The organism is Methanosarcina mangrovi (genome assembly GCF_052057765.1).
Taxonomy (GTDB): Archaea; Halobacteriota; Methanosarcinia; order Methanosarcinales; family Methanosarcinaceae; genus Methanosarcina.
In genome coordinates, this window is sequence record NZ_CP195120.1 from 687409 (window position 1) to 712808 (window position 25400).

Consider the following 25400-nt stretch of genomic DNA (forward strand, 5'->3'; position numbering starts at 1 on the left):
ATGTGCAGCTCATTATTTTCCATATTTTGAAAGCTGACCGGGCAGCTCCTGAAGGATTTTCATGTAATCTCCGGAAGAATGTTTTTTAAAAATAATATGCTTTAAAAATCAGATTTTTTAAAAAGCCTAAAAAGATTCAACTTAATTTCCCGGCATTTAAATATATTAAGTTATTATTTTACGTGTATCCTTATATATCTGAGCGTTAAGAAAATGCACTCATCAATCATCTGGTACATTTCAATAACTTCAATAACTTGACTTAATGCCTTCAAAACAATTTTTCGGTATCTTCAAGATGATTTCAAAAAAGCTAATCCTTTTGATCCAATCCCATTTTGAATCAATTCCACTTTGATCCAATCCCATTTTGAATCAATTCCACTTTGATCCAATCCCATTTTGAATCAATTCCACTTTGATCCAATCTCATTTTGAGCCAGTCCGCAAGTAGTGAAGCTTTTAAGGTTCTTTCTGGACAGGACTTTTTCAGGCTTTAAGCGGGTTGAGCAGCATTTTTTGCATGAGGATGTATGATTCTTGCGCTATTTCCTTACTGCCTTTAAGTTCTACAACCTCAAACCCGAAGTTAAGCGCAAATTCTTCAATTTTTTTCTCAAAATCAGGTTCATAGGAAAGCCCTGTGTTGACCTTTGCAACTTTTCGATAACCGAGTTCTCTCAGATTTTCAGGGGTGAATTCAAAGCCCGGAAAGAATTTCTCATCTGCCCTGAAAGCAGTTTTCCAGTTTCCAGCCCACATAGGGGTTAGGAAAAAAGTATCACTGTTGCTTTTCAAAATCTCCCGGTAGCGAGAGTTGCCCCCGAGGGCTGCTGCAATGCAGTCTTCAAGGGGCTGAGCCGGTTCGCCTGCGCTTCTGTCCTGAAGTAGCTTCAGGGAACACCTGAAATATGAAAAATCTTTCTGCATCCGGGAAAAAGCATGTCCGCAAAGCCCATAAAAAAGGAGGATTCCGTCTGCAAATCTGGACATCAGGTTCAGGTTCGTATATGTTTTACTTTTTAGCCTGGCCGGGTCCGTATGGAGTCCGATCTCCTGAAGCTGGACAATAATGCTAAATTCGTCACTTTGCTTCAGGTAGGTTCTTAACTCGTAAAAAGGAAGGACTACCGGATCAAGTCCCTGGGATTTAAGTTTGTGTAGGAGCCCTATGTTTTCTTCATTTTTTATGAGGTAAATTTTTTCCGCTTCAGGGTCGTTTGCAAGCACATGGACAATTTCATCTTCGAATATCCTGCAGCCAATTATGCCCATCACTGTCATGATATAGACTTTGCCCGGAACTATTAAAGAATATCCTTATCGGGGGAGCTAATAACTCTTAGCGGAAAACGAGGGTTTTTTAATTTTGAGTCCATTTTCTCCGTCCCGGTAAGCTCTGAAAGGGGCGGATTTTCAGGGCTGCACCGGAGATATGCTTTTTTCAGCTCCATGCCTGGTAATAACCTTCTTTTTCCAGGACTTTTACCGGGAGGGAGAAAAGTTCCGAGAGGTTTGCGTCTGTCAGGATTTCTTCTTTCTTCCCGTCCCTGAAGACTTTCCCTTCCTTTATGAGAATCACCCGGGTGATTTCGGGAATGACGTCCTGCAGGTTGTGGGTGACAAGAATCACACTTTTGCCTGAAAGCGCAATTTTCCGGACGCTTTCACGGAAACCGTGAAGGGCTTTTAGGTCAAGGCTGTTTGCGGGTTCGTCCAGGAACAGCGCCCGCGGGTCGTGTACAAGAGCCCGCCCTATCAGCACCCTCCTTGCTTCTCCTGTGGAAAGCTCGCACATCAGCCGCTTTGCAAGGTGAGGAATCTCAAGGAAGTCCAGAACTTCTTCTGCTCTCGCTTCCATTTCCGGGGTTACTTTGTGGTTGTAATATATACCTATGCTGCTGAAAAACCCGGAGAGTACCACATCAAGGACCCGGATCTGGCGGCAGCATGTCTGCTGGAGTTCTCCTGAGACTATCCCGAGAAGCTTCCTGAGCTCAAATACGTTCCAGGTTTCCTTCCCCATGATTTTCAGTACGAGCCCGTCGGCTGCTGCAAGTGGGTGGTACTCTTTTGTTAATGTCTTTATCAGGGAGGACTTGCCGGAACCGTTAGGCCCGATAATTGCAACGTGTTCTCCGGGCTTGATGGAAAGGGATACGGAGTCAAGGATTTTTTTTCCACCCCGGACCACCGTAACATTTTTCATTTCCAGCAGAGAGGGTAAGTTCTTCATCTCCGGTTTTTCTAATTGTTCAGCCATCAGCATCATCTTTTCGTTTGAAATCCGACTTTCAGTCATCAATTAAATAGAATCTCCAGTAAGGCTCTCACTTCAGGATTCCACCGGATCACTTTTACTGGATCTCTTTTATTATGATCACCTTTGATGAAATTATCTGTTGTCGGAACTTTTCTCTTAGTTGAAATTCTCCTTTTTAAACCTTTTCCATGCTTGCAGGACACTTCTTCACTTTATTATAAATAGGGCTAAAAATATTCATTCACTTCATATCTTGGTAGTACCGGGCATCAATTAGACATATTCTTCAAAATATACCCCAAAACGGCTTCAGAAGCCTTTAGGCTTCCTTTTTTATTTTATTTCTGAAAAAAATCCTGTTAAATATATATTTTATTGTTTTTGAGCTTATATAAGCTCGTTTGAACCTTTGTTCCGTATTCGGGTGCCCATAAACACCTGAAATATTATTAAAACCAGTTACGGCCCCCTTACTAAAATTTGTAAACCTCTATCTTAGTTTCTTACGTTTATATAATCCTCTAAAATAAAGTCGCTTTAATTGAAAAACAAAGAAGTAATCAAGGGGGTTTTTTCTTGGAAGTAGGCTATGTTCGGAGTTCGTTCGGGTCTTATCTGTACGATATCCGCTTTATCATCCTTTTCTATGTGATAGGGGACTGGGCTTCTACCTTTTACGCACTGCCCTTCGGCACAGAATATAACCCTGTTCCTGCCATGATCCTGGAAAAGTATGGAATTTATCACCTTCTGCTTATAAAAATTGCATTCATCCTTTTGCTCTTTTACGTAGCTCCGGTGATAAAAACTTCAAAGGAACGATGGAATCTCACAAAACACATAATAGAATCCGTAGGTGTCCTGGTAACCGCAAATAACCTTATGGTAATCTGGTACGGAATCAGCCTTGTAGAGACTCTGGGGCTGGTCTGAGTTCTTGCAGACCCCCTTGTCCGGGCTTTGTTTCCGCCTTTTCTATTTTTTTCTCACCGGTTGTTCCAGATTCCATTTCGGTTGTTCAATATTCCATTTTTGCTGCTGTCCTGTTTCTGTCCCGTTACTACCCTTTTCTGCCCTGCTGCTACTCTTTTCTGTCCCGTTGCTTCCCTGGTTTCTGTATCTCACCTGGTTTTGGCATATACGAAGCAGTCGTAATACTCTTTTCCTATCCTGTGGATTTTTTTTGCTATTCCTTCTTTTTCGTACCCGCACTTGAGGGCAACCTGCTCGCTTGCCAGATTTCGGATATCCATCAGGATGGCGATCCTCTGTAACTTCAGTTCGCCAAAACCTATTTTCTCAAGCTTCCTTACGGCTTCGGTTGCAATTCCCTGCCCGCAGTAGTCCTTATCCACAAGATACCCGATTTCTCCAACCCACGGCCTGTGCTGGTCGATCCTGATCCCGCAGGCTCCCACAAGTTTTCCGTCAAGAAGAATCGAATAGTTGTGTTCAAAATTGGTTTTCCTTTTTACCTCATTCAGATTCAGGAAACGTTTTTCGTCCTCAAGGGTCTCTACCGGGACTTCTATATACTCAAAGTCCGTTTGTGTGAAGATTTCAAAAAAACGTTCGGCGTCGGAAAGTTCCTGGAGACGAATCTTTACTTGAGGCATGATGGAAAATAAGCTTTCCTCATGAAAAATGTTTTTGACGCCTCCCCGATGCCTCCCCGATTTTTCTTTTGCCTGAAAAAAAGATATAAGTAACACCTTTGATTAAATAATGAACTGTGCATACAGATATCGTATCCAGAGTCAGAGCGGACTTAACCGGTAGTGTTGAAGAAAAGACGAAAAACAGCTATTCCCGCTTTTTTAAAGAGGAAGTGAAATGCCACGGGGTAAAGTCAGCCGTTGTCGGAAAACTCGCAAAGGACTATTTTAAGGAACTGAAATCAGCAGGGCAGGCGGATAAGGAAAATATATTTGCCCTCGGGGAAGAACTTCTGCAGTCGGACTACTGCGAGGAAGCCTTTGTCGCCTTCGAATGGGCATACATGGTAAGAGCCGAATACACCGAAGCCGATTTCTTCGTTTTTGAGCACTGGGTCGAAAATTACGTCAACAACTGGGCGAAGTGCGACACCCTCTGCAATCACGCGGTCGGCTCTTTTATCGAAAAATTCCCTTCTTACATTGAAAACCTCAAGCTCTGGGCGCAGTCGGACAACCGCTGGCTCAGGCGGGCTTCTGCAGTAACCCTCATCCTGCCCGCAAGAAAAGGCCTTTTCCTGCCCGAGATCTTCGAAATCTCAGACCTCCTCCTCACGGATAAAGACGACCTCGTCCGGAAGGGCTACGGCTGGATGTTAAAAGAAGCCAGCAAACCCCACCTGCAAGAAGTCTTCGACTACGTCATGAAAAACAAAAAAGAAATGCCTCGAACCTCCCTCAGGTACGCAATCGAAAAGTTCCCTGCAGACCTCAGAGCTAAGGCTATGGAAAAATAAGCCTGAAATTCCAGGGTTTGAAGATTAAAGAATCGAGATCGGGGATTAAAGAATCGAGGTCGGGATTAAAGAATCGAAGATTGGGAACTAGGGAATCGAAGATTGAAGGTTAGGAATTGAGGCTTAAAATTTACAGAAAAGAGGATTGGAGACTAAAAAAAGGCGATTTAAATTTACAGGGAAGAGAATTGAAGGGAGCAGGGAGTTTTTTCGATGCAGTACCCCCATACCACATCTCTGAGCTCCTTCTCCCAATATTCCCCAGTTTTATTTCCCATACATATTTTCCCCGCAGTCTGGTCTGCAGGCGGGTCCATTATGCAAGCTTTGTCTGTCTGCCAATTACCTCCATGTCTTCACAAGTATTTTTTTCTATTTACCCATCAATGATAACGATTTAATATTTCTGAAGTTTTGATGGGAAAATTTACTCAACCTTCACTTCTTCTATGCTCCTCCGGATAGCGTAATGCGATGGCAACTTTCTGTTTTTATTTAGTGAGACTCAATGTGAAGATGTGAACATTTGAGAAGTTAGGGGGGTGATGGGGGGAGGTCTTGTTTTCTCAACTCCCTCAAAACTTTCTGATTTAATTTCTGTATTTCTATCCCGGCGGTTAAATCGAGGCAATTTTTCCTGCATCGGTTATTACGTACCCGCTATCCCCGTCTGCAATATACCCCATGTTTTTCAGTTCCCTGAGGTGGTTATAAGTCATCCCTTTTGAAATCCCGGCAGTTGACGCAATTTGAGTAACTGCAGAATTTCCTTTCTGGATCTCTTCAAGTATCAATTTCTTAGTTTCCGAGAGGTTGAAGCTCAGCACCGGAAAATCAATCATGGTGCTGTCCTCTTCGGTAACATAAACGATTCTCTGCACTATATCGTTTCTTGCATACGCCCCGAAAAACGCCCCAAAAGCCTGCTGGATGGCTTCCCGAACTACCTATTCGAGATCAAGATCCATTAAAACAAGGATTGAAACTTAAGTGATCCGAACGGAACGAAGTGGGGGTGAGAGCGCAGCGGGGCTTGAGTAAATCTGGAGTCTTTATTTCTCTTTAGACTTTTTAATAATATCAATCACAGCAAGAATTATTCCAAACCCCATTAAACTATAACCAATTAGTCTGTCATCGCCAAAAATAATCCCGGCTAAAACAAATCCAAAGGCCAAACCTGCTAAAGGTGTGAGTTTTCTTTCTTTCTTATTTTTCTTTACAAAAAACACAAGCAAGGCGACGATAGCTAAGATAACGATTGATGTTATTATGTAAAATTGTGATATAATCATATTACATTAATTTATTATTCATTGCATCTAAATCTATTGAATCTTAGGGGCTCCAGATTTATATCACTCAACTCTTTTTTATGCGGAGTGTCTTCATGATTAAAATCAAATATTGCATATTATACGAAGTTATGGCAATCTTCAATCGTATAAAAACTAACTCAATTACACTTCTTTTTAAGCGAATATGCAAACTGAACTACAAAAAACCGAAAATGAAAGATCCACTAAAACAAGGATTGAAACTCGGAATCCGGAAAAAGCCTATTATATGCAGCGAGATTCGAGAGTAAGATCCGCTAAAACAATGATTGAAACTTAATTTAATAAAATTCTTTGAAAACTCAAGCTAAAAGTTGTATATTTTATTTACTAAAAATTAACTTATTATAAGTTCAACAGAATTATCACTAAGCAATTTAAATTTCATATCAAATGCCTTTCCTTCCCTGTTTAGAATGTTTTTTATCCATTCCGCGTAATTACAGTCTGCGTAGTTTAATTTAAAATTTTTTATCTGCATGGGGACGATTTTTAATTTGCTGATATTTCCCGTATCAGTGTCGAAGCCGGCAAAATACATTAGGGCGAGGTCTTCCCTGTCCATTTCACAGCCTGTTATCCCTTCATAATCATTTATAAAATCACCGCATCCGTATAATATTAATCTATTTTTATAAACCTCAATGCCTATCGGATGATGCGATGAATGGCCGTGCACTATGTTTACCCCTGCCAGATCGACAAGGTTATGCGCAAATTCCATATGAGCCCTGGGTATTCTGTAGCCCCAGTTGCCGCCCCAGTGGATTGATACTATCGAAATATCATTCTTGTCTCTTATTGCGTCGAATTTTTCCTTTATATTCCTGACCGTATCTATTGAATAATCGGGAATAAGATTTACCCCGGCTTTGTTGTTTTCAGCGCTCCATTCATACGGTATGCCGCTTGTAATTGAGCCGCAGGAATATATTAAAACTCTCCCTTTCCCCTTTAAATCAAATACGGCAATTTTTTCAGCTAAAGACTTATCGATTCCTGCGCCTGCAAATTTTATTTTTGCATCGTTGAGTGTTTTAACGGTTTCATCAAGCCCCTTATATCCCCAGTCCAGGATATGATTATTGGCAAGAGAAGTAAAATCAATCCCCGCATTTTTTATTACGTCAATATTTTGAGGATTTAACTTATAATGAACTTCCTTATGTTTCCAGTAATCCCTGCTTGATGTTATGCTTGTTTCAAGGTTTATAATCTTTAAATCCGGTTTTTTATTGTCAAACTCTTTTAATGCGTCTCCCCAGACATATGAATAATCCACAGTTTTGTCAATCTCGCCGTTTTTGGCTTCCGCAATATCCACATACCATTTTGCAGACTTCATGCACGGTTCATAAATCTCCGGATCGCCCGGATGAGGCAGAATCTGGTCAATCCCCCTTCCAGGCATAACATCGCCGCATAGGAAAATTGAAATTATTTTTTCTATGAGCATATTCATAATTTAATTCCGGATATCATTTAAAATATTTTATTACATTATTATTCAATTTCTGAAGTTTGGCAAATAACATGGACTGCCCGTAATTCCTATTGTGTTTTTCAAGGAGACGCCTATAATAACTTCCAGTACTGCGATTCCGAAGTACGTTCACAAAAATTTGACGTTTGAATCTCTCCAGCGATCACGAATTTCCCACTAAATAAGGAATTTATTTTGGAATCTTTTGAGTCTTTTTAATATTCGAAAGCAAGATCCACTAAAACGGGATCGAATCTTTCTCGTTTTATTCCAGTTCTATTTCCAGGCCACCAATGAATCCAGTTGCTACATTATATACAAATGCTGTGATTATACCGCCAACGAAACCCATAATTCCATAGAAGACGGGTAATGCTATGATAGCTCCTGCCCCGAACAGCAGACCTGCGAATGCTCCCTCATTCCCCATTACGGAACCCATACCCAGGGACATGAGAGTTAGTATAGCTCCGAATATAAGGCCCATTATTGCGTAAACCGTTCCCAAGATCTTTCCAAGTGATAATACACCGATTTTAGTGAGATGTCTTGTAACCATAGAATAAATCTCCTTTTATAGTATCGTAACAGACATCGAGAAAATATAAATAGATATTCGATATGTTTTTATTATCAGGTTGTTTTGCTATTTATCATATATTTATTGAATAAAACTATAGATTAAAAATAAAACCTCCTTAAATTAAATAATCTATATATGAAATGTGTCATGAAATAAAGAATTGACAAAGCGCTAGCAAAATGTCAGCAAAGCACTGAATCTAACAAAATACTGGCCTGAAAGCTCATGCTGGGGGGAGTTGATAATGAAAATTTCATTTATCTTTTGCCTGGAACAGGCGGTATTTTTCCGTAAATCTATACTTTTGCTTGCTACTTCTGTGTTTGTCCTGAATTATAATTTCGATGAATCCGGTTTCCGCAGCAGATAAAAGCTATCTCTTTCTAAAGTGTTCACTGTCTTTTAATTTCATGGCATCCTGCAGTTTTTGCCTTGTCATCTTTCCGATGACGGGGTTGATTAAGAGGATTTTCGTAAACAGGATCAACTAAAACAGGAATTGAAACAATCGGGATATAAACTCAACAGTGTCCGCAGGCATGCGAACAAATTCCGACCTTTCACTTCAAAAGATAAGAATGTCTAAAGATGAGATGTCTAAAGATAAAGATGTCTAAAGATAAAAAAGTAAAAACGCTTTATTTTCAGAAAGCGTTTTTATTTTACATTTTTTAATGCTTAACAAATCCTATTTCTAATAATCTTATTCCGTTGTCACGCCGTCGAATTCCGCTTCATTTGCTTCGGCTTCTTCCTTCGTGACGCGCACTATTCCGTCCTTGTGGTGTGCCGGGGAATAGATAGTGTAGAGTTTCAGGTCTTCGGTTGCCGAAGTATTAATTACGTTGTGCTGTGCGCCGGCGGGCACTACTATTGCAAATCCGTCACCTACTACATATTCGTTGCCGTCAATTATGCACTTCCCCTGCCCCTTCTCGAAACGGAAAAACTGGTCGTTTTCCTCGTGCACTTCCATCCCGATTTCTTCCATGGGCCTGAGGCTCATAAGTACCAGCTGGCTGTGCTTTGAGGTGTACAGTACCTTGCGGAAATTGTTGTTTTCCAGAGTCGCTTCTTCGATATTAATAGAAAATCCTTTCATATTTTCTCATATACGGTTAATCGTATATAGAATTATTTGCGAACAATGTCCTCTAAAAAAAGGTTGGAACATAAATTCAAGGCAGTAAACGTCGTTGATTTGGTAATGATCTGACTATCGATTCATTCTTGAGTGATGAATTTTCGGGCTGCGTCAATCAATCCAGGAGTGATATCTTACGAAAAATTCCCTCCCTGCCCTCATTCTGCCTCGATATGCCGCTTGGCGAGAAAACTCACTATTTATGCAACGAACAGTTCTTGCGCGGTATTCATTGTAATATGCTGCTTCCCGGGCATCACAACGAGGGAAGTTCTCTAACCTTCAGTTCCTCCCCCAGTACTGTGTACGCCGCTGCTTCCCGTCCATATCAGGCAGGCAATAAACACAGTATCTCGAATTCATCGGGTTTTAGTCTGCCTGCTTCAAGCATATATATGAAGGTCTTGCCACGTCCCCCCCGTGTCCAACAGTTGCTGTATTTTGTTCTCCACATCCGGCGACATAAGTTTCGCGCCCTGAATCTGCGGTTCATAAAGGCTTAGTTTGTTGATGTTCTTCGTGAACAGTGCCGCTTCAAGAACAAAGGATACCCCGAATGAATGACCGGGCAGATTTACCGTTTGGCTGATTGCAGCCACAGCCGCTACAATATCTTCGAATTCGCGTTCAACAGCATATCCCCGGCATCGGTACTTTTACCGCGCCCCCTGTGGTCGACGGCATACACAGCGAACCTTTGCTCAAGTTTCGGAAGAATCGGGTTCCAGCGAGCGTGATCGACGGTGCTGCCGTGATTAAAACCAGCGGCTGTTCCGAACGCTCTTTCAGCAAGCAATCATGGTACCGTCTTTCGAAAGTACGGTATGCATACATAGAGCCTTTTTGTCGATATAATAATAAGTTAATACAACAGGCGGCTAAAATCAGATACGAGAACTTGAAATCTATGTTATTTTTTCCTGTTGATCTTTTAAATGCTGTAAGGATTATAAAAACAGGAAGTAATATATATATTTGAATTAAAACAACATTGAAGATAAAAACCCTATTAACAAAACCCTATTAACAAAACCCTATTAACAAAACCCTATTAACGAAGCCCTATTAACAAAACCCTATTAACTAAGTCCTAAAAAACAAAGCCTTATGAATAAATCTTGTGCACGAAGTTAAAAATGCAAATCGTGTAACTATTTAAAAAATAAAATGTGTGATCCAACATGCCCAGAAAATACACCAACAAAACAACCCATTTTATCCTCCATGACGACGGTACATTCGATGTTTATATAGATAAAAAATTTAAAGAATGCGGACTTTACGAGGAAACTCCTGATACTGTGATATTAAACTATTTCGAACACATTTCCATATTCCAGAAAGAAGAAGGCTGTTTAATTTCTGAGAATTGCAGAATCTGGATGGAGGACAGAATTATGCATGTTCCGGGCGGTATTCTTGATAATGGAGTGTTCATAGCTAACAGTGATGGTGGGAGTATATCTGAAAGATGATGAAAAGAAATGAGAAAAAAGACCGAAAAAGAAAACTGAAAGTTAACACCAGATTTTAGAGGAACAGGAACTGATCCCAAAATTTCTTTCATTATTTTCCTTAATGATAAAAGAGAATTTTGAAAAACCTTCTATTTCAACAAATCGCTTATATACTCTTTATAAACAACTAACTAAAAATTGGGGTTTATCGAAGTCCTCAAAAATCAGGCATTTGAGGAATTGAAACTGTCAGTATTTAGAATAATCAAATCTCAGAATAGTCAAATCTCAGAATAGTCAAATCTCAGAATAGTCAAATCTCAGAATAGTCAAATCTCAGAATAATCAAATTCAGGAATTTTTTAGTCTAGTTGGAAAAACATAGTTTTCTGTATTCCCACAATACCTCATTTTAGTCAGAGTACAAATCCAGTAGCTACAGGACTTTTTCTAATCGGCAAACGTTGATCCGGAGTTCATTCATATATTTTACGGGTTATTTTACGGGTTATTCTTGAATCCTCACTTTGATTCGGGACAAGATCCGCTAAAATAGGGATTGGATCGGAAAATGTGTGAACAAATAGAAATCTATTTCATACCCGAGAACAAGATCAATTCAACAGGGACTGAGCAGAAGACAGCGATGATAAGCCGAAGCGGAGGCAGTCAACCGGGTCCTCGACTCGTATGTTATGAGCCTGAAGAAATCTTATAGAAGCGGTTTAAATAAAGTTCTATTAAAATAATCTCTGAGCGATAATGTGACCGGGAAGATCACCTATCTTGACGGGCTGCGCGGTATAGCTGCGGTCAATGTTATGATAATGCATTTCTTTGTCATATTAGCTCCGGCTATGGTCTATGGCAGCGAACTTCCCTCGCATTTCGGAAGCTTTGACCTGCTTTTTTCGAGTACGCCTCTGGGATTAATCGGCGCTGGCAATTTTTCAGTGTGCATCTTCTTTGTTCTGAGCGGCTATGTATTAACCCAGAAGTATTTTAAAACGAAGGACAACGGCGTAATTATAAGCAGTGCAGTGCGCCGATATCTGAGATTGTTTGTTCCGGTATTCGCGGCAGTAATACTCTCTTACTTGCTGGCATCAGCCGGGTTATACAGGTATTTTTTTGAAACTATGGAGGTTTCCGCAGGTAGCAATTACCGCAACTACTGGGCCTTTACGCCGGATATCCTCGATGCAGTTAAACAGGCTGGGTGGAACTCGTTTTTTTTAGGTGGTGACATCTACTACAACCCGGTCTTATGGACGATGACAATAGAATTTTACGGTTCGATGCTTGTTTTCACGATGGCGTTACTTTTCGGGTCGCTGAGAAACCGCTGGACATTCTACCTTGCTGCAGTCGTGCTTTTCCTCAACTACTACTATCTGGCTTTCGTAATAGGAATGGTACTCGCTGATGCGTTCAACGGAAAGACACCGATATTTAAAACGAATAATAAAATAATATTGTCTATTATATTGATTTCCGGCATGTTTCTCGGATCGTACCCTATAAGCCCTCTTACAAGCGATTCACTATACGCGTTTCTCAATAACGGCTTCTTCGAAACTCCAGAGGCGGCTTATCATATTTTAGGCGCAGGCATGATAATGTATGTTTTATTGAACAGCCGGGGGTTGCAGAGTGTTTTCTCCTTCCCCGTGCCTGTGTTCCTCGGAAAAATATCCTACTCCCTGTACCTGGTACATTTCCTGGTGGCAAGTAGTTTCACCTGTGCCCTTTTCCTTACCCTGTACCCGATATTATCGTACGGAACAGCTTTTTTTATTTCGTGCTTCCTGTCTTTATTTTTAATATTCCCGTTGAGCTATCTCTTTTATAAGTATGTAGATACGGCGGGTGTAGAATTATCAAAGGCTTTTTACAACCGGCTGGTTAATTCTCGCAGACCCGCCGGTGCCGGACATCTGAAGCAAGGATACCTTTCGAGCTCTATCTTTACAATATACAATAAAATATTCAAATAAAAGTAGTGAGCCTGTTCCTTTAAAGCAGCAATTGGAGCATAAGTTTCTTTTCTGTTTCAGTTAGAGAATACAGCACTTACAGGTACGAACAGGAACCCGGTTTTAAGGTCTGCAAAATAAAGCCCCCTGTCTGAAAACTTCAATTTCCTTTAGTTTTACTTCGATAAGTTTAAATACTTGCAAATAGTATTTTTATTTATTGGGACTTATTTTAATCCCATGATATTTTATGACCGGAAGTCAATAAACGTTTAGCTTAAAGTTTTTTATGGCAACTGAAAATTTAATATCTCTAAAAAGTCTAAATCTTGATACTTATTACCTGAAGAAATACATTCTAGATATTAAAGTCGATTAAAAAAAGGAAGCGAGTTGTTTTGGCTACACAAAAAATCAAAAACATGGTCAGAAAATTTAACAATTTTATTGAAATGAACAAGGATCATCAGGCTTATTCAGACTTTAAAGAAGGAATGAACAAAGGCCTGGATATAGCCAGATACACCTTCGAAGAAAACGCAGAAAAGTTTTCCTTACCTAACTCTGATGAAAATAGTACCGTAAAGGTAGAGAGCTTACAGGAAGACTTTAATCAGCTTTTAGACGGGATTAACCTTACAAAAAACCCAAATCGCTCTGAAGAGCGTTTGGATGGAATATACAGCGGGTTTGAAAGGTCCAAAAGAATATTTGGAGACTTCATACAAGAGGCTTTTCCTATAGAGAATTAATGAAGAGCCTCTCTAATTTTTATAATATTGGTCTAGCTTGAACTCTCTTTTCTTAGACTCTCTTCTCTTAAACTCTCTTTTTTAAGCTCTTTTTTCTTAAACTCTCTTTTTTAGTTTCTGATTTCCAGTTTAATTCTCAGTTAGCTTTATCTTTAGATTTTTGACCTGTGAACTGTCTGTTTTAGAGACAATCCTGGATTTTTGTCACTTCCCAGTAGACAATTTGGAGTTTGATATAAAAGATCCACATGACAAAGAACAGTAGGTTTTGAGATCATTCCAGCATTAAATAGCAAGCATCTACAAAAGATTTACAGGAATATAGGAATAAGCCTCTGAGAATGCATGTATTGTCAGTAAAAATCAGTTGCTCAATAATAATCGAATGCTGATGCTTGACAAGCTTGGTTATTTTGCTCCTGCTCCGTGGGAAAAAGCCTTAACCGAATTTTTCAAGGAGACTCGAGGAACAAATATCGCCCGGTGGCTGACCGGAAGTTGTGCAGCCTGTATTCGTGGAATAAAAATGAATCCTCACGATATGGATATTGTGATCGATTTCGGGGGCGTTAATGAAATAACTGATGTTTTCTCCGACTGCCTGATCGAGCCTGTCGTTGATACAAACGGTTGGTTAACTAAGGATTCGGGGTGATTTTTTACATGCAAGAATAGACATAGCACCCGATCCTCAGGAAATCCCGGGCATTCCCGAGCCAGTGGACTGCGGTCCTCATGCAAGACAGAACCTTGAGACCATTAAGTGGAACGGATATGAAATTCAGGTTCTGCCTCTGGAACTGCAGCTAAATGTAAACAAAAGAAGGGAAAGGATGGATAGAGTAAAACTCATTGAAGATTTCCTGAATAAGTAAGCCTTCCTCGCTTTCCTTTATATATGAATTGAATCCGAAGCATAAAATCAGGGAAATTATTCTGAAGATCAGTTCTCGATTCGGCCCCCTTTCTCCCTGTTCAGTCCCTTTTACTCTAATTTTTTCTACGACGCTCAACGCTGACCTCCCAAAGGCGGAATCGAAAATTAGCTATCAAGCTACTCTTTAATGGATTAGTGTGAAAGTACTTATAAATAATAAAAGATAAATTCTTTACTCAAAAGCAAGATCTGCTAAAATAAGGATCCGACCCTTTTGTTGCAGCTTAAACGGTCTTTTTATGTTTTTGCAGGGAGGAGGTAAAACTTGGATCAACGACTAATTAACAAGACAGTTAGAAGATTCAGTGACCTGATCGAGAGGAATAAGGATGCTCGGGCTTATTCGGATTATAAAGAAGGAATAAATGAAGGTCTGGAGATAGCCAAAGATACTTTCGAGGAGAATGCGGAGAAATTTATTTCACCCGCTTCAGGTGAAGATCTAACTGCAAAGATGCAGAGCCTGCAGGACCGATTTAACCTGATCATAGATACGATTGTGGTTCATAAAAAACCCAATTATTCTCAGGACCATTTAGAAGGGATATATGAAGGGTTCAAAAAATCCAAAGAATTATTCAAGGAATGTGTAAAAGAATACTATAACCTTGATTAACTCCATGATTAGAACTATAAAAATCTAATTTTTAATGGTATTCCGTTTCCCGTTATTCCATTTGCTATCATTCAATCTAATAACATCCAGTTTTCAATATCCTCGGTTTTAATCAGGCCGGTTCTATTGCAATTATTCGCAAGAATAACTCTTATTTTATAATAAAGGGTTTTATGACATGGGTATAATATGGGTTTATAGTATGGGATTAAAGGATAAGGGGTGGAAAGACTCGTGCGAGCCGGTACCGGCCTCCGAACCATCAGGAACAGGCTGGTAAAAACAATAAATCAAAAACCCGAAAACAACTGATTCGAAAGTAATGTCCGTTAAATGGGATTGGCACTTAAATATACACCTGACGGATAGTTATATGTACTATCCGGAAACAAGGAGCATTAAAACAGAATTGAAACTTTTTAACCAGTAATAGGTTGCCTTCTTCCTCTAAAATCCCAAAGCAAGGCCCGCTAAAAAAATGGATTGAAACCGTACTGCGGAGGAAAATGACGTTTTCCGGAGATTCTTATTCGAAAGCAGGCTCCATCAGGCAGGGTTTTAAGTTCCTGTTGCCTGCCCTGATGCATGGTGCGGAGAAATACGATCAACATTACATTAATAATTCTAATATGAGGGTTTACCCGGGGCTTGATTTATCGGTTTGAGAGCCCTGGAAAGACGGAGATATAGATGGCACCGGTTGAAACAACGGAAAGGCTGGGGCGCAGCCTGGGTTTTTTCTCAACATTTGCAATAGCCACCGGGACGATGATCGGAGCAGGGATCTTCATTCTTCCGGGAATAGCCGTGGCAAATGCAGGTTCGGGAGCGATAATCTCATTTCTGCTGGGTGGGCTCATTACAATAGCTACGGCAATCAGCATGGCAGAACTGTCAACAGGCATGCCTGTGGCAGGTGGGAGTTATTACTATATCAGCAGGACAATGGGGGCTGCATTTGGAGCAGTAATCGGGCTGGGTTCCTGGCTGGCCCTTGTATTTAAAGGCACGTTTGCTCTCATAGGGCTTGCAGAGTATTTTCAGGTCTTTTATCCTCTTCCGCTCTATCTGGTAGCAGCTATAACAGGGGTGCTCCTGTTAGTAATTAATTACCGCGGGGCAAAAAGCAGTGGTTCCCTGCAGAATATTATTGTAGTTATTCTGCTGGTAATACTTGTGTTATTCATCGGAAAAGTGTCTTTCCTGGTTAAGCCGGATAATTTTGTTCCGGTAGCTTCACACGGGTTAATGTCAATCTTCATAACAACAGGGATTGTTTTCATCTCGTATCTCGGGCTTGCAGAAGCTGCTGCGGTTTCCGAGGAAGTTAAAAATCCGTCAAAGAACCTTCCGAGGGCATTTATCGCTTCCGCGGTTGTAGTAACCCTTTTCTATGCAGGTATAATGGCAGTAGTTGTAGGATTTTCAGGTCCTGAAGGGACTGTAACAACGGTCACTCCGCTGGCAGATATAGCTGGCCTGATCGCAGGAGATACCGGGAAATTTTTCCTTGCCATTGCCGCCCTGCTTGCAACTCTTTCCACAGCCAACGGCGCCATACTGTCCTCTTCAAGGTTTCCTTTTGCGATGAGCAGAGATGCCCTTATGCCGGAATGGTTTGTCCTGATCCATAAAAAGTATGAGACTCCTCACAATGCTATTCTGGTCACCGGGACTGTAATGGTTGTGCTCCTGTTTATGTTCGACATCGAGGAGCTGGCAAGGCTTGGCGGGGCTTTTAACATTTTGATATTCATCCTGCTCAATATGGCAGTAATCATCCTCAGAAACAGGACTTTGCCCGGATATGATCCGACATTCCGGGACCCTTTCTTTCCCTTCACGCAAATCTTCGGAGTGGTAGGGAGTCTCTTATTGCTGCCTCTTCTTGGAGGTCTGCCTCTATTGTTTTCCGTACTGATGATATTTGCCGGAGCCGGCTGGTACATGTTCTACGGAAAGGGCAAAGCTATGCCTGCATATAACCTGTTTGACCTCCTGGAAAACAATGTTGAAAGGGTGAGCGTTGAGCCGACGTCTCTTAGCCGGGTACTCGTGCCGGTTTCCAATCCGGGCCATGAGAGCGATCTTTTGAAACTGGCAGATTTCCTGGGAAGTGAGATAATTTGCCTGCACGTAATTGAAGTTCCGCGCCAGACAACCTTAATGGTTGCTCAGGAAGCCTACCACGGGGAAAAAATGGAGATGGACTATCGTTTCCAGGAAAATTTCGAGCTTTATCCTGCAAAATTCGGAAGCAAAAAGGAATATATCATTGCCTTTGACCATAAAATCTCAAATTCGATTATTGAACAGGCTGAAATCGAAGCCACTGACATGATTATCATGGGCTGGCACGAATCAAAGCGGTTCAAGTACTCCCTCGGAGACGTAACTAATGATGTTCTCCTTTCCTCAAAAAGCCAGATCGCTCTTTTAAAGGGCAATTTGCCTGACAGCATCAAGAAAATCCTCGTAGCATATAACGGTAAAGAAAACTCGGTACACGGCCTTTATCTGGCAAAAAAGATTGCTTCAAACACCGGGGCTTCAATCAGAATCTTCAGTATTATAAGCCCCGATGAAGATCCGGAAAAGAAGCAAAAACTTATCGAAGAACTTGAAGGACTGGTCAAAAAGATAACTTCCATACCTGCAAGCTACAAACTGCTTGAAAGGTACTCTGTCGAAGATGCCATCCTGGAAGTTTCAAACGGCTACGACCTGATAATCATTGGCGATTCGAGCGAGAGATTTAAGATTTCTCTACTCGGGCCGCTCTCGCAGAGGATTGCAAGGCATTCCCGAAAGCCGGTAATGATAGTTAAAAAATCGAAACCGATATCAAAAGAAAGTCTGAATTACCTGCTAAAAAAATATGCCCGGAAGGTCTATGAAAGGGTCCGGAAGGAGAAAGATAAGGCTTAATATCAGGTCCGGGCTGAAATTACAGGGGGACATAAGGAATGACTGCCGGATACGCTGACTTTGGAGATGGGAGGCTCTACTACGAAATAGAGGGAAACGGTGAGGTTCTCGTGTTTATCCATGCGGGCTTTGTTGACAGCCGCATGTGGGACGGGCAATGGGAAGCCTTTACTCAGCATTACAGGGCGCTTCGTTTTGATATGCGCGGGTTAGGGAAATCCGACCCTGTAACAGGCCCGGTTTCCCGCCGTCAGTCTGTACCGCCTGCTTCAGGAACTCGGGATAGAACACGCACATCTATTGGGCTGCTCTCTGGGGGGAGAAACAGCTATCGACTTTACTCTCAAGCACCCTGAGATGGTGCGTTCGCTGATCGTTGTCGGTACGGTCCCGGGCGGTTTTGAAATGCGGGGTGAGCCCCCAGCCCGGCTTCTGGAGATGCTGCAGGCTCTTGAACAGGGGGATCTGGTCCGCGTAAGTGACCTGCAAATCCGTCTCCGGGTTGATGGCAGTTTCCGTCAGCCTGAGCAGGTGGACTCGCGCGTTCGTCAGCAGGTAACTGAAATGAACCGGATTCCAGTCGAGAATGGAACCTGGGCCATAGCCGATTCAAATCCACTTTCCCCTCTCAGCCCACCGGCTGAAGGGCGGCTTGGAGATATAGGTGTTCCTGTACTGGTCGTGGCCGGAGCTCTTGATAATCCTGAAATTCTGCGCGCAGCCACCCTGCTCACTAACAAGATTGAAGGGGCAAAAAAGGTTGTCATTCCCGATACTGCTCATCTGCCAAATATGGAAAAACCTGCTGAATTTAGTAAGATTGTGTTGGATTTCCTGAGCCGACTGTGAGGCCTCAGAATGGCAGGTAAAATTTACTTTTTTAGTTCCTTGCAGCGGGCCCAGTCTCTTTTGATACTGTTCTGCAGCTTCTTTTTCGGGCAATAATTTCAGGCTTTGGAAGGGGGATAATAAAATTATATGGGTAGTATAAAGTTATAGATCCAAACATATAAAAATATTTAAATGAGAGTACAAAATGATTTATTTTTTGGGCATACGGCTCAATAAAATGAATATTTAAGGGGGAGAAAATTAATGTCCGTGAAAATAGAATGGAAAATCTTTACAGCTGAAACACAGAGTGACGGGACATGGAAATCGAACAGTCCCAGCCTTGCGGAACTGCTCAACGTCATAGCCAGTCCTGCCAAAATTAAGAGTCCTGTTCAGGATCTCGAATACTCTATGGCCCAACTGGCAGTTAAAGGGCTTCCGTACTTTAAAATAACCGAGGTTACTTCAGAAAGTGCACGGTTATCAGGAACTGAAACAGGGCCGATTCAGGCTTGATGTGAGAACAATGCAACATTTGATATATATGGACATATTTGATATTCAATATATAGAGGAGTCCATATATGGGGATTTTATCTATCATCTTCCGTCCTAAATGCAAATATTCTTCATCATGCTCCCAATTCCAGGCTAAGGGAAAATACTGTGAGGGGCTCGATTATCCCAAATGTGGGATATTTTTGAAACGAAAACGGGAAGAATAAATACTATATTGAAACCCGCGGTTAATGCTGGAATCAATGAATTTGCTTTCTTCCTTTATCATTTTATTAATGTATCACTTTATTAATTTATTACCTTTAGAGAAGTTTATTTCCCTCTAGAACTTATATTACTTCTGGAGCTGATTTTGTGGCCTGTGCGAAGGCTTTCAAATTTATATTTCTTATTTTTCTTGTCTCCCTGGTAGCAGGTTGTATGGATACTGACAGCCTTAATGGGGGGCTTGTCAGTGATGAAGTGAATAAACTGCTGCCTGAGGGTACGGTCCCGGAAAATGAGTTAAACGCTGGAGATGTAGACCTTACAGGCAGCAGTGAAAATGCAGAAAGTATTACTCCTTCAGGTATCCCTGAAGTGCCCACATATCCCGAAGATAAGTCAAGCATCGTTTATCCCAAAGAATACAGGGTATTCTCCCTGAACTTTCAGAGAGCCATAGGCTCAGGAGAGGAAAGGATAGGAGAAGAGGTCTTCAATATCACAGGGAAAACTTCAGGATATAATATGGAAGATGCATGTGACGTTTACAATTACGTAAACAGGCGATGGGAATACAGGTACGACAAAAATGCCGAGTTTTTCTTCGGGGCTTCACAGACGATCGACAGCGGATATTCGGGAGACTGTGACGACTACTCCATTGTAATGTCTGCCCTTTTGAAAAATATGGGCTTCAATACAAGGGTGGTTACGGCATACAACGAGTCTTATGGGCATGCTTATCCCGAACTTTACATAGGGGACGACAGGGAGACGGCTTACGCCATACTGGACTATGTCGCAGATCGATACTCCTATGCCGAAAATGTCTGGTACTCGGAAAGGGTGCTTGAAGACGGGCAGACGACGCAGTACTGGCTCAACTTCGACTGGAGCGGGTCAAACGGGTACAGACATCCCGGAGGCGAATACTTCCGTGGGACATGTGTTATATACTACCCGAACGGTCTGATCGAGTTCTGAAGCAGGAAAAGACGCAGTTTTTTCTCTGCTTAACCCCCTGGCGGCATCTGATTAACTGTTTATCTCTTTCGGAATCCTGGAGGAAATCTTTCATTTTTTCCTCTTCCTTCGCTGCACAGGGAATGGGCCAGCCGTCAGCCGGATGAAAAGCGACCTAAAAACCGACACCGCAATTGAGAGAGATAAAACACTGAAAAACTTCCCCGGTCCAAGAGAAATTTTTATCTAACCCATAAACCGATTTTAATTTTCAGCTGTACATTTCTGTCGCCCTGATCTTTTCGATTCTCGTTCTTACTCACTTTTTTACCTGGATAATGAGTATCGAATAAATTTTTATGATTAATTTTATATGGTCATACCTCCACTCGTTTAATAACAGGCTTGAATAGAGGCTGTTCTTATCGGGTTAAAAAATCGAGTGTGTTATCAGAGGGGGGATTTTGCATTGATAACCGATTTTGGAGAGTTTATCAGGGGAGATAGGGTAAGAGCCCACACCTCCCCCGAAATTAATGAGGCAATCGACCGCGAAATTGCAGCAACAGTCCGGTTCTATGCGGACAAGACCCATTACGAGATTTCAAAAAGGATCAAAGAGCTCGATAATGAGTGGGATATCGGACGTTATATTGAATTTCGTGCTGGTTTAGTTTCCATGATTGGGGTAGTGCTTGGTTTAAAAAAGAGCAGGAAATGGTTTATCCTGCCCCTAATTGCTGCAACCTTCCTGCTTCAATATTCTATACGTGGCTGGTGCCCTCCGGTACCTGTGCTCAGAAAATTCGGGATCCGTACGAAACAGGAAATCAACGTGGAAAAATATGCCCTGAAAGCTCTGCGTGGGGACTTTGACAGAGTAGCTTCTCAGGAAAGTGAAATAAACCGTGCAAAGGAAGCTGTCAGCAGCAGCGAAGGTGTTTAAGATTACTGGTTAAAATTGCGGTTAAGATTGCGGTTAAGATCGCTGGTTAAAGTTGCCGTTAAGATTGCTGGTTAAGATCGCCGGTTAAAGTTGCCGTTAAGATTGCTGGTTAAGATCGCCGGTTAAAGTTGCCGGTTAAGGTCACTGGTAAGATTGCTGGCGAGCTTAATCCTTTTTTGCTGTTCAAAACGGCAATCGCATCCCTGTAATTCGGATGAAAATTCCCTTGCTCAAGCTCTTTTTTCAGGGCTGGGTTTCAGCTATTTTTTCCTTTTCTAATTTTATTCTATGAAATAATTATATAAATACAACTCCTAACCTGATTCTGCCGAATGATGTTGATTTTTGAACTTAATAGGGGGTTATGAATGACTACGGGAGTAAGCAATCTTGACAGCAGTATCGATTTGACAAATGTTTGGCTGAAAGATATTATGGACCAGTTGAAGTTTCAGAACAGGATCAGAGCATACCAGGCGCTGCGGGGCACACTGCATGTCCTCAGGGACAGGCTCCAGGTAGTAGAGGCATCCCACCTCGCATCCCAGTTGCCTCTTTTAATCAAAGGGGTATATTATGATGGCTGGACCCCGGTGGATAAGCCGGAGAAATTCAAAAAAGAGGAGTTTGCAAGAAGGGTTCACGAGCAACTCCAGTTTGATCCCGACCTGAATCCTGAAACGGTTATCAGGGCTGTTTTGCGGGTCATGTATCGGCACATGGGGGAAGGTGAGCTCGGAGACGTAAAGAGTAACATGCCTGCGGATATCCAGGAATGGTTCCCGGAGGAAATAATGCCGAGCCAATAAAAGACTTGGTCTGAATTGAGGACATTTTGTGAAGGCTTTTTTCTGACTTCATTTCATTAGTGAAATACAGCTTTGTAGAAGTTCTGTTTATTCAATGCATTTAAATTATTTTGGATTGAAAATAGAGAGGTGGATTTTAGTGGTCCAATAAAAATCTACCTCCGTCCATTAAGGGAGAATTTCTACAAAGCCAAAAATATTTTTAAGTTTTTCATCCTTTCTCAATCTTTGGGTTCGTATGTAATCAGCCTCGCTGAATTCATTATCACCGGAATTGAGGATAGTTCATGTAATAATGCTCCGGTTATCGGGGTAAGTATCCCCGGTATAGTTAATACGACTGCCACAGAGAGGACACTAAGTGAGAAGGCAACGTTTTGCCAGATAGTCTTTATAGCCTTCCTTGATATGCTTATGAGATATGAAATTTTTAAGAGGTCATCTGATAGCAGCCCAACTTCTGCTGTCTCTATTGCCACATCTGTCCCCGTAAGTCCCATGGCTACCCCTACGTCAGCCGTTACAAGTGCCGGACCATCATTTACCCCGTCACCTACGAATATAACTTTATGGCCTTCCAGCTGTAGACTTTTTACGATTTCTACCTTTTCTTGAGGCATTACTTCAGCATGTACCTCGTCTATACCAAGGATTTTAGCTATCCGTTCCGCAACCGCTTTGCTATCACCGGTGACCATTATCGTCTTAATTCCCAGTTTGTGGAGATCCTTAACAGCCTTTTTTGATTCCGATCTAATTTTATCTTCAAATGTTAATAATCCAACGATTTCATTGTCGATCCCCATTAGAACGGTATTGTGGCCCGATTGAGATTGCTTTTCAATTTTTTCTTCAACCTCATCGGAAATCGCGAAATCCAACCCGGATACTTGTTTAGGGCGGCCTATAAAGATGTTTTTTCCGCTGGTTTTAACCTTTATGCCAACCCCTGATACGGATTCAAAAGATTCGGGGTCCGGAACCGAGAATCCCTTCTCTTCTGCGGCTCTTACAACAGCTTTTCCAAGCGGATGCTCGCTAAATTTTTCTGCGATAGCCGCTAATAACAATAAGCCATTCTCATCGTTGTTTTTCAGTGGTATGATTCGGGAAAGCTTCGGTTCCCCGTGGGTCAGTGTCCCTGTTTTATCAAAAATAACGGTGTCTATCCTGGCCATGGATTCTACGGTAGCTCCTTTTTTAATGAGATTGCCCCTTAGCGCTGCGTTACCAACCGAAGCTACCAGTGCTGTAGGTGTAGCGAGCACCATTACGCATGGGCAAAAGACAATTAGCATGGTTATTGCTCGTGTCAGATCCCCACTCCACCACCAGAGCAGGCCACCTAAGATAATTGCAGTAGGGGTGTAAACCTTAGCGTGCCGATTCAGGAGCCTTTCTATTTTTGGCTTCTGAGTCTGCGCTTCCTCAATCAAACGGTGGATTTGTCCAAGGGTCGTTTCTTTTCCTACTTTAGTGGCCAGTATTTCCATTGCTCCCGTTTCGTTAAGGGTTCCTGCAAAAACCGTATCTCCGGACTGTTTGTCAACAGGCAGGCTTTCTCCGGTAATAGCAGCCTGATTTACCGAAGCAGTACCTGAAAGGACGGTTCCGTCAACAGCAATCCGTTCCCCGGACTTTACCAGAATCGTATCTCCGGCCTGAACATCTTCAAGCGAAATTACAATATCATGTCCGTCACGCCTGACAGTGACTCTATCAGGCAATAATTTTGCCAGAGATTCAAGTGCCTTTCCCGCTCTCGCGGAAACAAGTTCCTCCAGCATACCCCCCAGGAGCAAAAGCACGGCTACGACAGCAGCGGCTGAATACTGCCCGATGGCAATAGCAGCAATTGTTGCGATGGTAACAGGGATATCAGCCGTAAAATCTCTTTCTTTAATCCCCTGGTAAGCAGACCACCATATAAATGATGATCCGATCAATGCGGATAATAGATATAACCAGTTACCCTCATCCGTAGCATTGCCGTCTGACAGCATATTTTGCGGATAAGCAACTACTGCTATTATCAGAATAAGCCCGCTTGCCATAGTAAATAACGTTCCGGGATCAAGTAAAAAATCCTGGTAACGGGTAATAAGGCTCCGGATATTCTTTTCTTTTGAATTTTTATAAGCGTTTTCCGTCATTGTATCTACCAAATAAATTAAATCCTGATATTTTAACAGCTATATATTTAGATAACATAAAACAGTTGTGATTTAATACTAAGTATGAAAATTAACTTTAATATTAATAAACTAAATTTGCGTGGTGTGCCCCTATCTCTGGCAAGCATGGGTATTAGACTGAAATAACAACTTGAAACCTCTGGCGAAAATGACGGGCCTGATGCAAAAATATTCGGATCCACAAGATCTGATTTTTTAAAATTATGAAACAATATCGATAGAGATAAGTTAAGATCCACAAGATCTGATTTTTTAAAATTATGAAACAATATCGATAGAGATAAGTTAAGTATCTTTTTTTGGCTAAAAATGAATACTCGGGATTTTGAAATCAGTTAGGTTGAAAACAAAACATTAAGGGTTAGCTTAATTGTAGATGCCTAACATTGGAATAACTACTGCAACTATGTTTTCTCTTCCTATCTCTCAAAACTTTCTCCCGTTGTTTCTTTTTTTCAAAAAGGTTATATCATATAAATCCTAACTATGTTAATCTCATTGATGTTACAAATTCGAACAATTGTGTTAAACACAATCCGAATGAACATAATCCGAATAACCGCTTTAAGTTTAGATCAAAAATGAGGTTTCAAAAATGACTGAGAAACTCGGAATCCTGGCCATCGGCCACGGGAGCAAGCTTCCTTACAACAAGGAAGTAGTCAGCCAGATCGCAGATTACATCGCCCAGAAGCACGCTGATGTTGTTGTCAGAGCAGGGTTTATGGAAAACAGTGAACCGACCCTGGAAGAAGCAATTGCAGGCTTTGCAGGTACAGGCGTAACAAAGATTGCAGCAGTACCGGTCTTCCTGGCATCGGGTGTCCACATCACAAAGGACATCCCCGGAATCCTGAGTCTGGACGAAAAAGGCTGTGGAACCCTTAATATTGATGGAAAGGACGTCCCCCTCTGCTATGCAAAACCCCTCGGCGCCGACGAACTGATTGCAGACCTCGTTTTCAAGAGGGTTCAGGAAGCCCTGTAATTTAAGGCTCAGGG

At 41.6% G+C, this 25400-nt stretch carries 27 protein-coding genes; 18 read left to right on the forward strand and 9 right to left on the reverse strand.

Annotated features, from left to right (window positions below; genetic code table 11):
- Positions 1–489: 489 nt before the first annotated feature.
- Both ACSAZL_RS03285 and ACSAZL_RS03290 read right to left on the reverse strand, forming a co-directional pair.
- Complete coding sequence (locus ACSAZL_RS03285; protein WP_440947312.1) at positions 490–1284, reverse strand: DUF1638 domain-containing protein; 795 nt, start codon at positions 1282–1284, stop codon at positions 490–492.
- 160 nt (positions 1285–1444) lie between these two features.
- Entirely contained in the window at positions 1445–2269 is an 825-nt protein-coding gene (locus ACSAZL_RS03290) for an ABC transporter ATP-binding protein (RefSeq protein WP_440948773.1), read from the reverse strand.
- Positions 2270–2839: 570 nt separating this feature from the next.
- On the opposite strand from ACSAZL_RS03290, the gene ACSAZL_RS03295 reads away from it, so the two are divergent.
- Positions 2840–3196, forward strand: coding sequence for a hypothetical protein (locus tag ACSAZL_RS03295; protein ID WP_440947313.1), 357 nt, complete (start codon positions 2840–2842; stop codon positions 3194–3196).
- A 188-nt stretch (positions 3197–3384) separates the two neighbouring features.
- Here ACSAZL_RS03295 and ACSAZL_RS03300 read toward each other — a convergent pair whose 3' ends face one another.
- Positions 3385–3879, reverse strand: a complete 495-nt coding sequence (locus ACSAZL_RS03300; protein WP_440947314.1) for a GNAT family N-acetyltransferase — start codon at positions 3877–3879, stop codon at positions 3385–3387.
- 116 nt (positions 3880–3995) lie between these two features.
- On the opposite strand from ACSAZL_RS03300, the gene ACSAZL_RS03305 reads away from it, so the two are divergent.
- Positions 3996–4715, forward strand: a complete 720-nt coding sequence (locus ACSAZL_RS03305) for a DNA alkylation repair protein (protein WP_440947315.1) — start codon at positions 3996–3998, stop codon at positions 4713–4715.
- Positions 4716–4831: 116 nt separating this feature from the next.
- Entirely contained in the window at positions 4832–5116 is a 285-nt protein-coding gene (locus ACSAZL_RS03310; protein WP_440947316.1) for a hypothetical protein, read from the forward strand.
- A 216-nt stretch (positions 5117–5332) separates the two neighbouring features.
- Here the strand turns inward: ACSAZL_RS03310 and ACSAZL_RS03315 are convergent, their stop codons facing one another.
- The 5 genes from ACSAZL_RS03315 to ACSAZL_RS03335 form a co-directional block, all read right to left on the reverse strand.
- Positions 5333–5596, reverse strand: a complete 264-nt coding sequence (locus tag ACSAZL_RS03315) for an ArsR family transcriptional regulator (RefSeq protein WP_440947317.1) — start codon at positions 5594–5596, stop codon at positions 5333–5335.
- A 171-nt stretch (positions 5597–5767) separates the two neighbouring features.
- Positions 5768–6010, reverse strand: coding sequence for a hypothetical protein (locus ACSAZL_RS03320; protein WP_440947318.1), 243 nt, complete (start codon positions 6008–6010; stop codon positions 5768–5770).
- A gap of 379 nt (positions 6011–6389) precedes the next feature.
- Positions 6390–7508, reverse strand: a complete 1119-nt coding sequence (locus ACSAZL_RS03325; RefSeq protein WP_440947319.1) for a CapA family protein — start codon at positions 7506–7508, stop codon at positions 6390–6392.
- 292 nt (positions 7509–7800) lie between these two features.
- Positions 7801–8094: a hypothetical protein gene (locus tag ACSAZL_RS03330; protein ID WP_440947320.1), complete on the reverse strand. Its 294-nt coding sequence runs from the start codon at positions 8092–8094 to the stop codon at positions 7801–7803.
- 727 nt (positions 8095–8821) lie between these two features.
- On the reverse strand, positions 8822–9220 hold the full coding sequence (locus ACSAZL_RS03335; RefSeq protein WP_440947321.1) for a cupin domain-containing protein: 399 nt from the start codon (positions 9218–9220) through the stop codon (positions 8822–8824).
- A gap of 1223 nt (positions 9221–10443) precedes the next feature.
- On the opposite strand from ACSAZL_RS03335, the gene ACSAZL_RS03340 reads away from it, so the two are divergent.
- The 14 genes from ACSAZL_RS03340 to ACSAZL_RS03405 all read left to right on the forward strand — a co-directional run bounded on the left by ACSAZL_RS03340 (position 10444) and on the right by ACSAZL_RS03405 (position 22203).
- Positions 10444–10737, forward strand: coding sequence for a hypothetical protein (locus ACSAZL_RS03340; RefSeq protein WP_440947322.1), 294 nt, complete (start codon positions 10444–10446; stop codon positions 10735–10737).
- Positions 10738–11483: 746 nt separating this feature from the next.
- Positions 11484–12716, forward strand: coding sequence for an acyltransferase family protein (locus ACSAZL_RS03345; protein ID WP_440947323.1), 1233 nt, complete (start codon positions 11484–11486; stop codon positions 12714–12716).
- Positions 12717–13093: 377 nt separating this feature from the next.
- The gene (locus ACSAZL_RS03350) at positions 13094–13447 is read left to right on the forward strand and encodes a hypothetical protein (protein WP_440947324.1); all 354 of its coding nucleotides are present in this window, start codon (positions 13094–13096) and stop codon (positions 13445–13447) included.
- A 391-nt stretch (positions 13448–13838) separates the two neighbouring features.
- Positions 13839–14102, forward strand: a complete 264-nt coding sequence (locus tag ACSAZL_RS03355) for a hypothetical protein (protein ID WP_440947325.1) — start codon at positions 13839–13841, stop codon at positions 14100–14102.
- A 64-nt stretch (positions 14103–14166) separates the two neighbouring features.
- Entirely contained in the window at positions 14167–14322 is a 156-nt protein-coding gene (locus ACSAZL_RS03360; protein ID WP_440947326.1) for a hypothetical protein, read from the forward strand.
- A 327-nt stretch (positions 14323–14649) separates the two neighbouring features.
- A complete protein-coding gene (locus ACSAZL_RS03365) occupies positions 14650–15000 on the forward strand; it encodes a hypothetical protein (RefSeq protein ID WP_440947327.1) in 351 nt (116 codons plus the stop codon).
- 506 nt (positions 15001–15506) lie between these two features.
- Positions 15507–15665, forward strand: a complete 159-nt coding sequence (locus ACSAZL_RS03370) for a hypothetical protein (protein ID WP_440947328.1) — start codon at positions 15507–15509, stop codon at positions 15663–15665.
- A gap of 25 nt (positions 15666–15690) precedes the next feature.
- Positions 15691–17928, forward strand: coding sequence for an amino acid permease (locus tag ACSAZL_RS03375; RefSeq protein ID WP_440947329.1), 2238 nt, complete (start codon positions 15691–15693; stop codon positions 17926–17928).
- 38 nt (positions 17929–17966) lie between these two features.
- Positions 17967–18284, forward strand: a complete 318-nt coding sequence (locus tag ACSAZL_RS03380; protein WP_440947330.1) for an alpha/beta fold hydrolase — start codon at positions 17967–17969, stop codon at positions 18282–18284.
- Positions 18229–18777, forward strand: coding sequence for an alpha/beta fold hydrolase (locus tag ACSAZL_RS03385; RefSeq protein WP_440947331.1), 549 nt, complete (start codon positions 18229–18231; stop codon positions 18775–18777). Before ACSAZL_RS03380 ends, ACSAZL_RS03385 begins: the two co-directional genes overlap by 56 nt.
- 246 nt (positions 18778–19023) lie before the next feature.
- Complete coding sequence (locus ACSAZL_RS03390) at positions 19024–19278, forward strand: hypothetical protein (protein ID WP_440947332.1); 255 nt, start codon at positions 19024–19026, stop codon at positions 19276–19278.
- A 423-nt stretch (positions 19279–19701) separates the two neighbouring features.
- On the forward strand, positions 19702–20469 hold the full coding sequence (locus ACSAZL_RS03395) for a transglutaminase-like domain-containing protein (RefSeq protein WP_440947333.1): 768 nt from the start codon (positions 19702–19704) through the stop codon (positions 20467–20469).
- A gap of 448 nt (positions 20470–20917) precedes the next feature.
- Positions 20918–21394: a hypothetical protein gene (locus ACSAZL_RS03400; RefSeq protein ID WP_440947334.1), complete on the forward strand. Its 477-nt coding sequence runs from the start codon at positions 20918–20920 to the stop codon at positions 21392–21394.
- Between the two features lie 368 nt (positions 21395–21762).
- A complete protein-coding gene (locus ACSAZL_RS03405; protein ID WP_440947335.1) occupies positions 21763–22203 on the forward strand; it encodes a DUF2267 domain-containing protein in 441 nt (146 codons plus the stop codon).
- Between the two features lie 221 nt (positions 22204–22424).
- On the opposite strand, the gene ACSAZL_RS03410 is transcribed toward ACSAZL_RS03405, so the two are convergent.
- On the reverse strand, positions 22425–24368 hold the full coding sequence (locus ACSAZL_RS03410; RefSeq protein ID WP_440947336.1) for a heavy metal translocating P-type ATPase: 1944 nt from the start codon (positions 24366–24368) through the stop codon (positions 22425–22427).
- 625 nt (positions 24369–24993) lie between these two features.
- Here ACSAZL_RS03410 and cfbA point away from each other — a divergent pair.
- Positions 24994–25386 (forward strand): sirohydrochlorin nickelochelatase, encoded by a 393-nt coding sequence (cfbA, locus tag ACSAZL_RS03415; RefSeq protein ID WP_440947337.1) that lies wholly within the window; start codon positions 24994–24996, stop codon positions 25384–25386.
- The last annotated feature ends 14 nt before the right edge of the window (positions 25387–25400 follow it).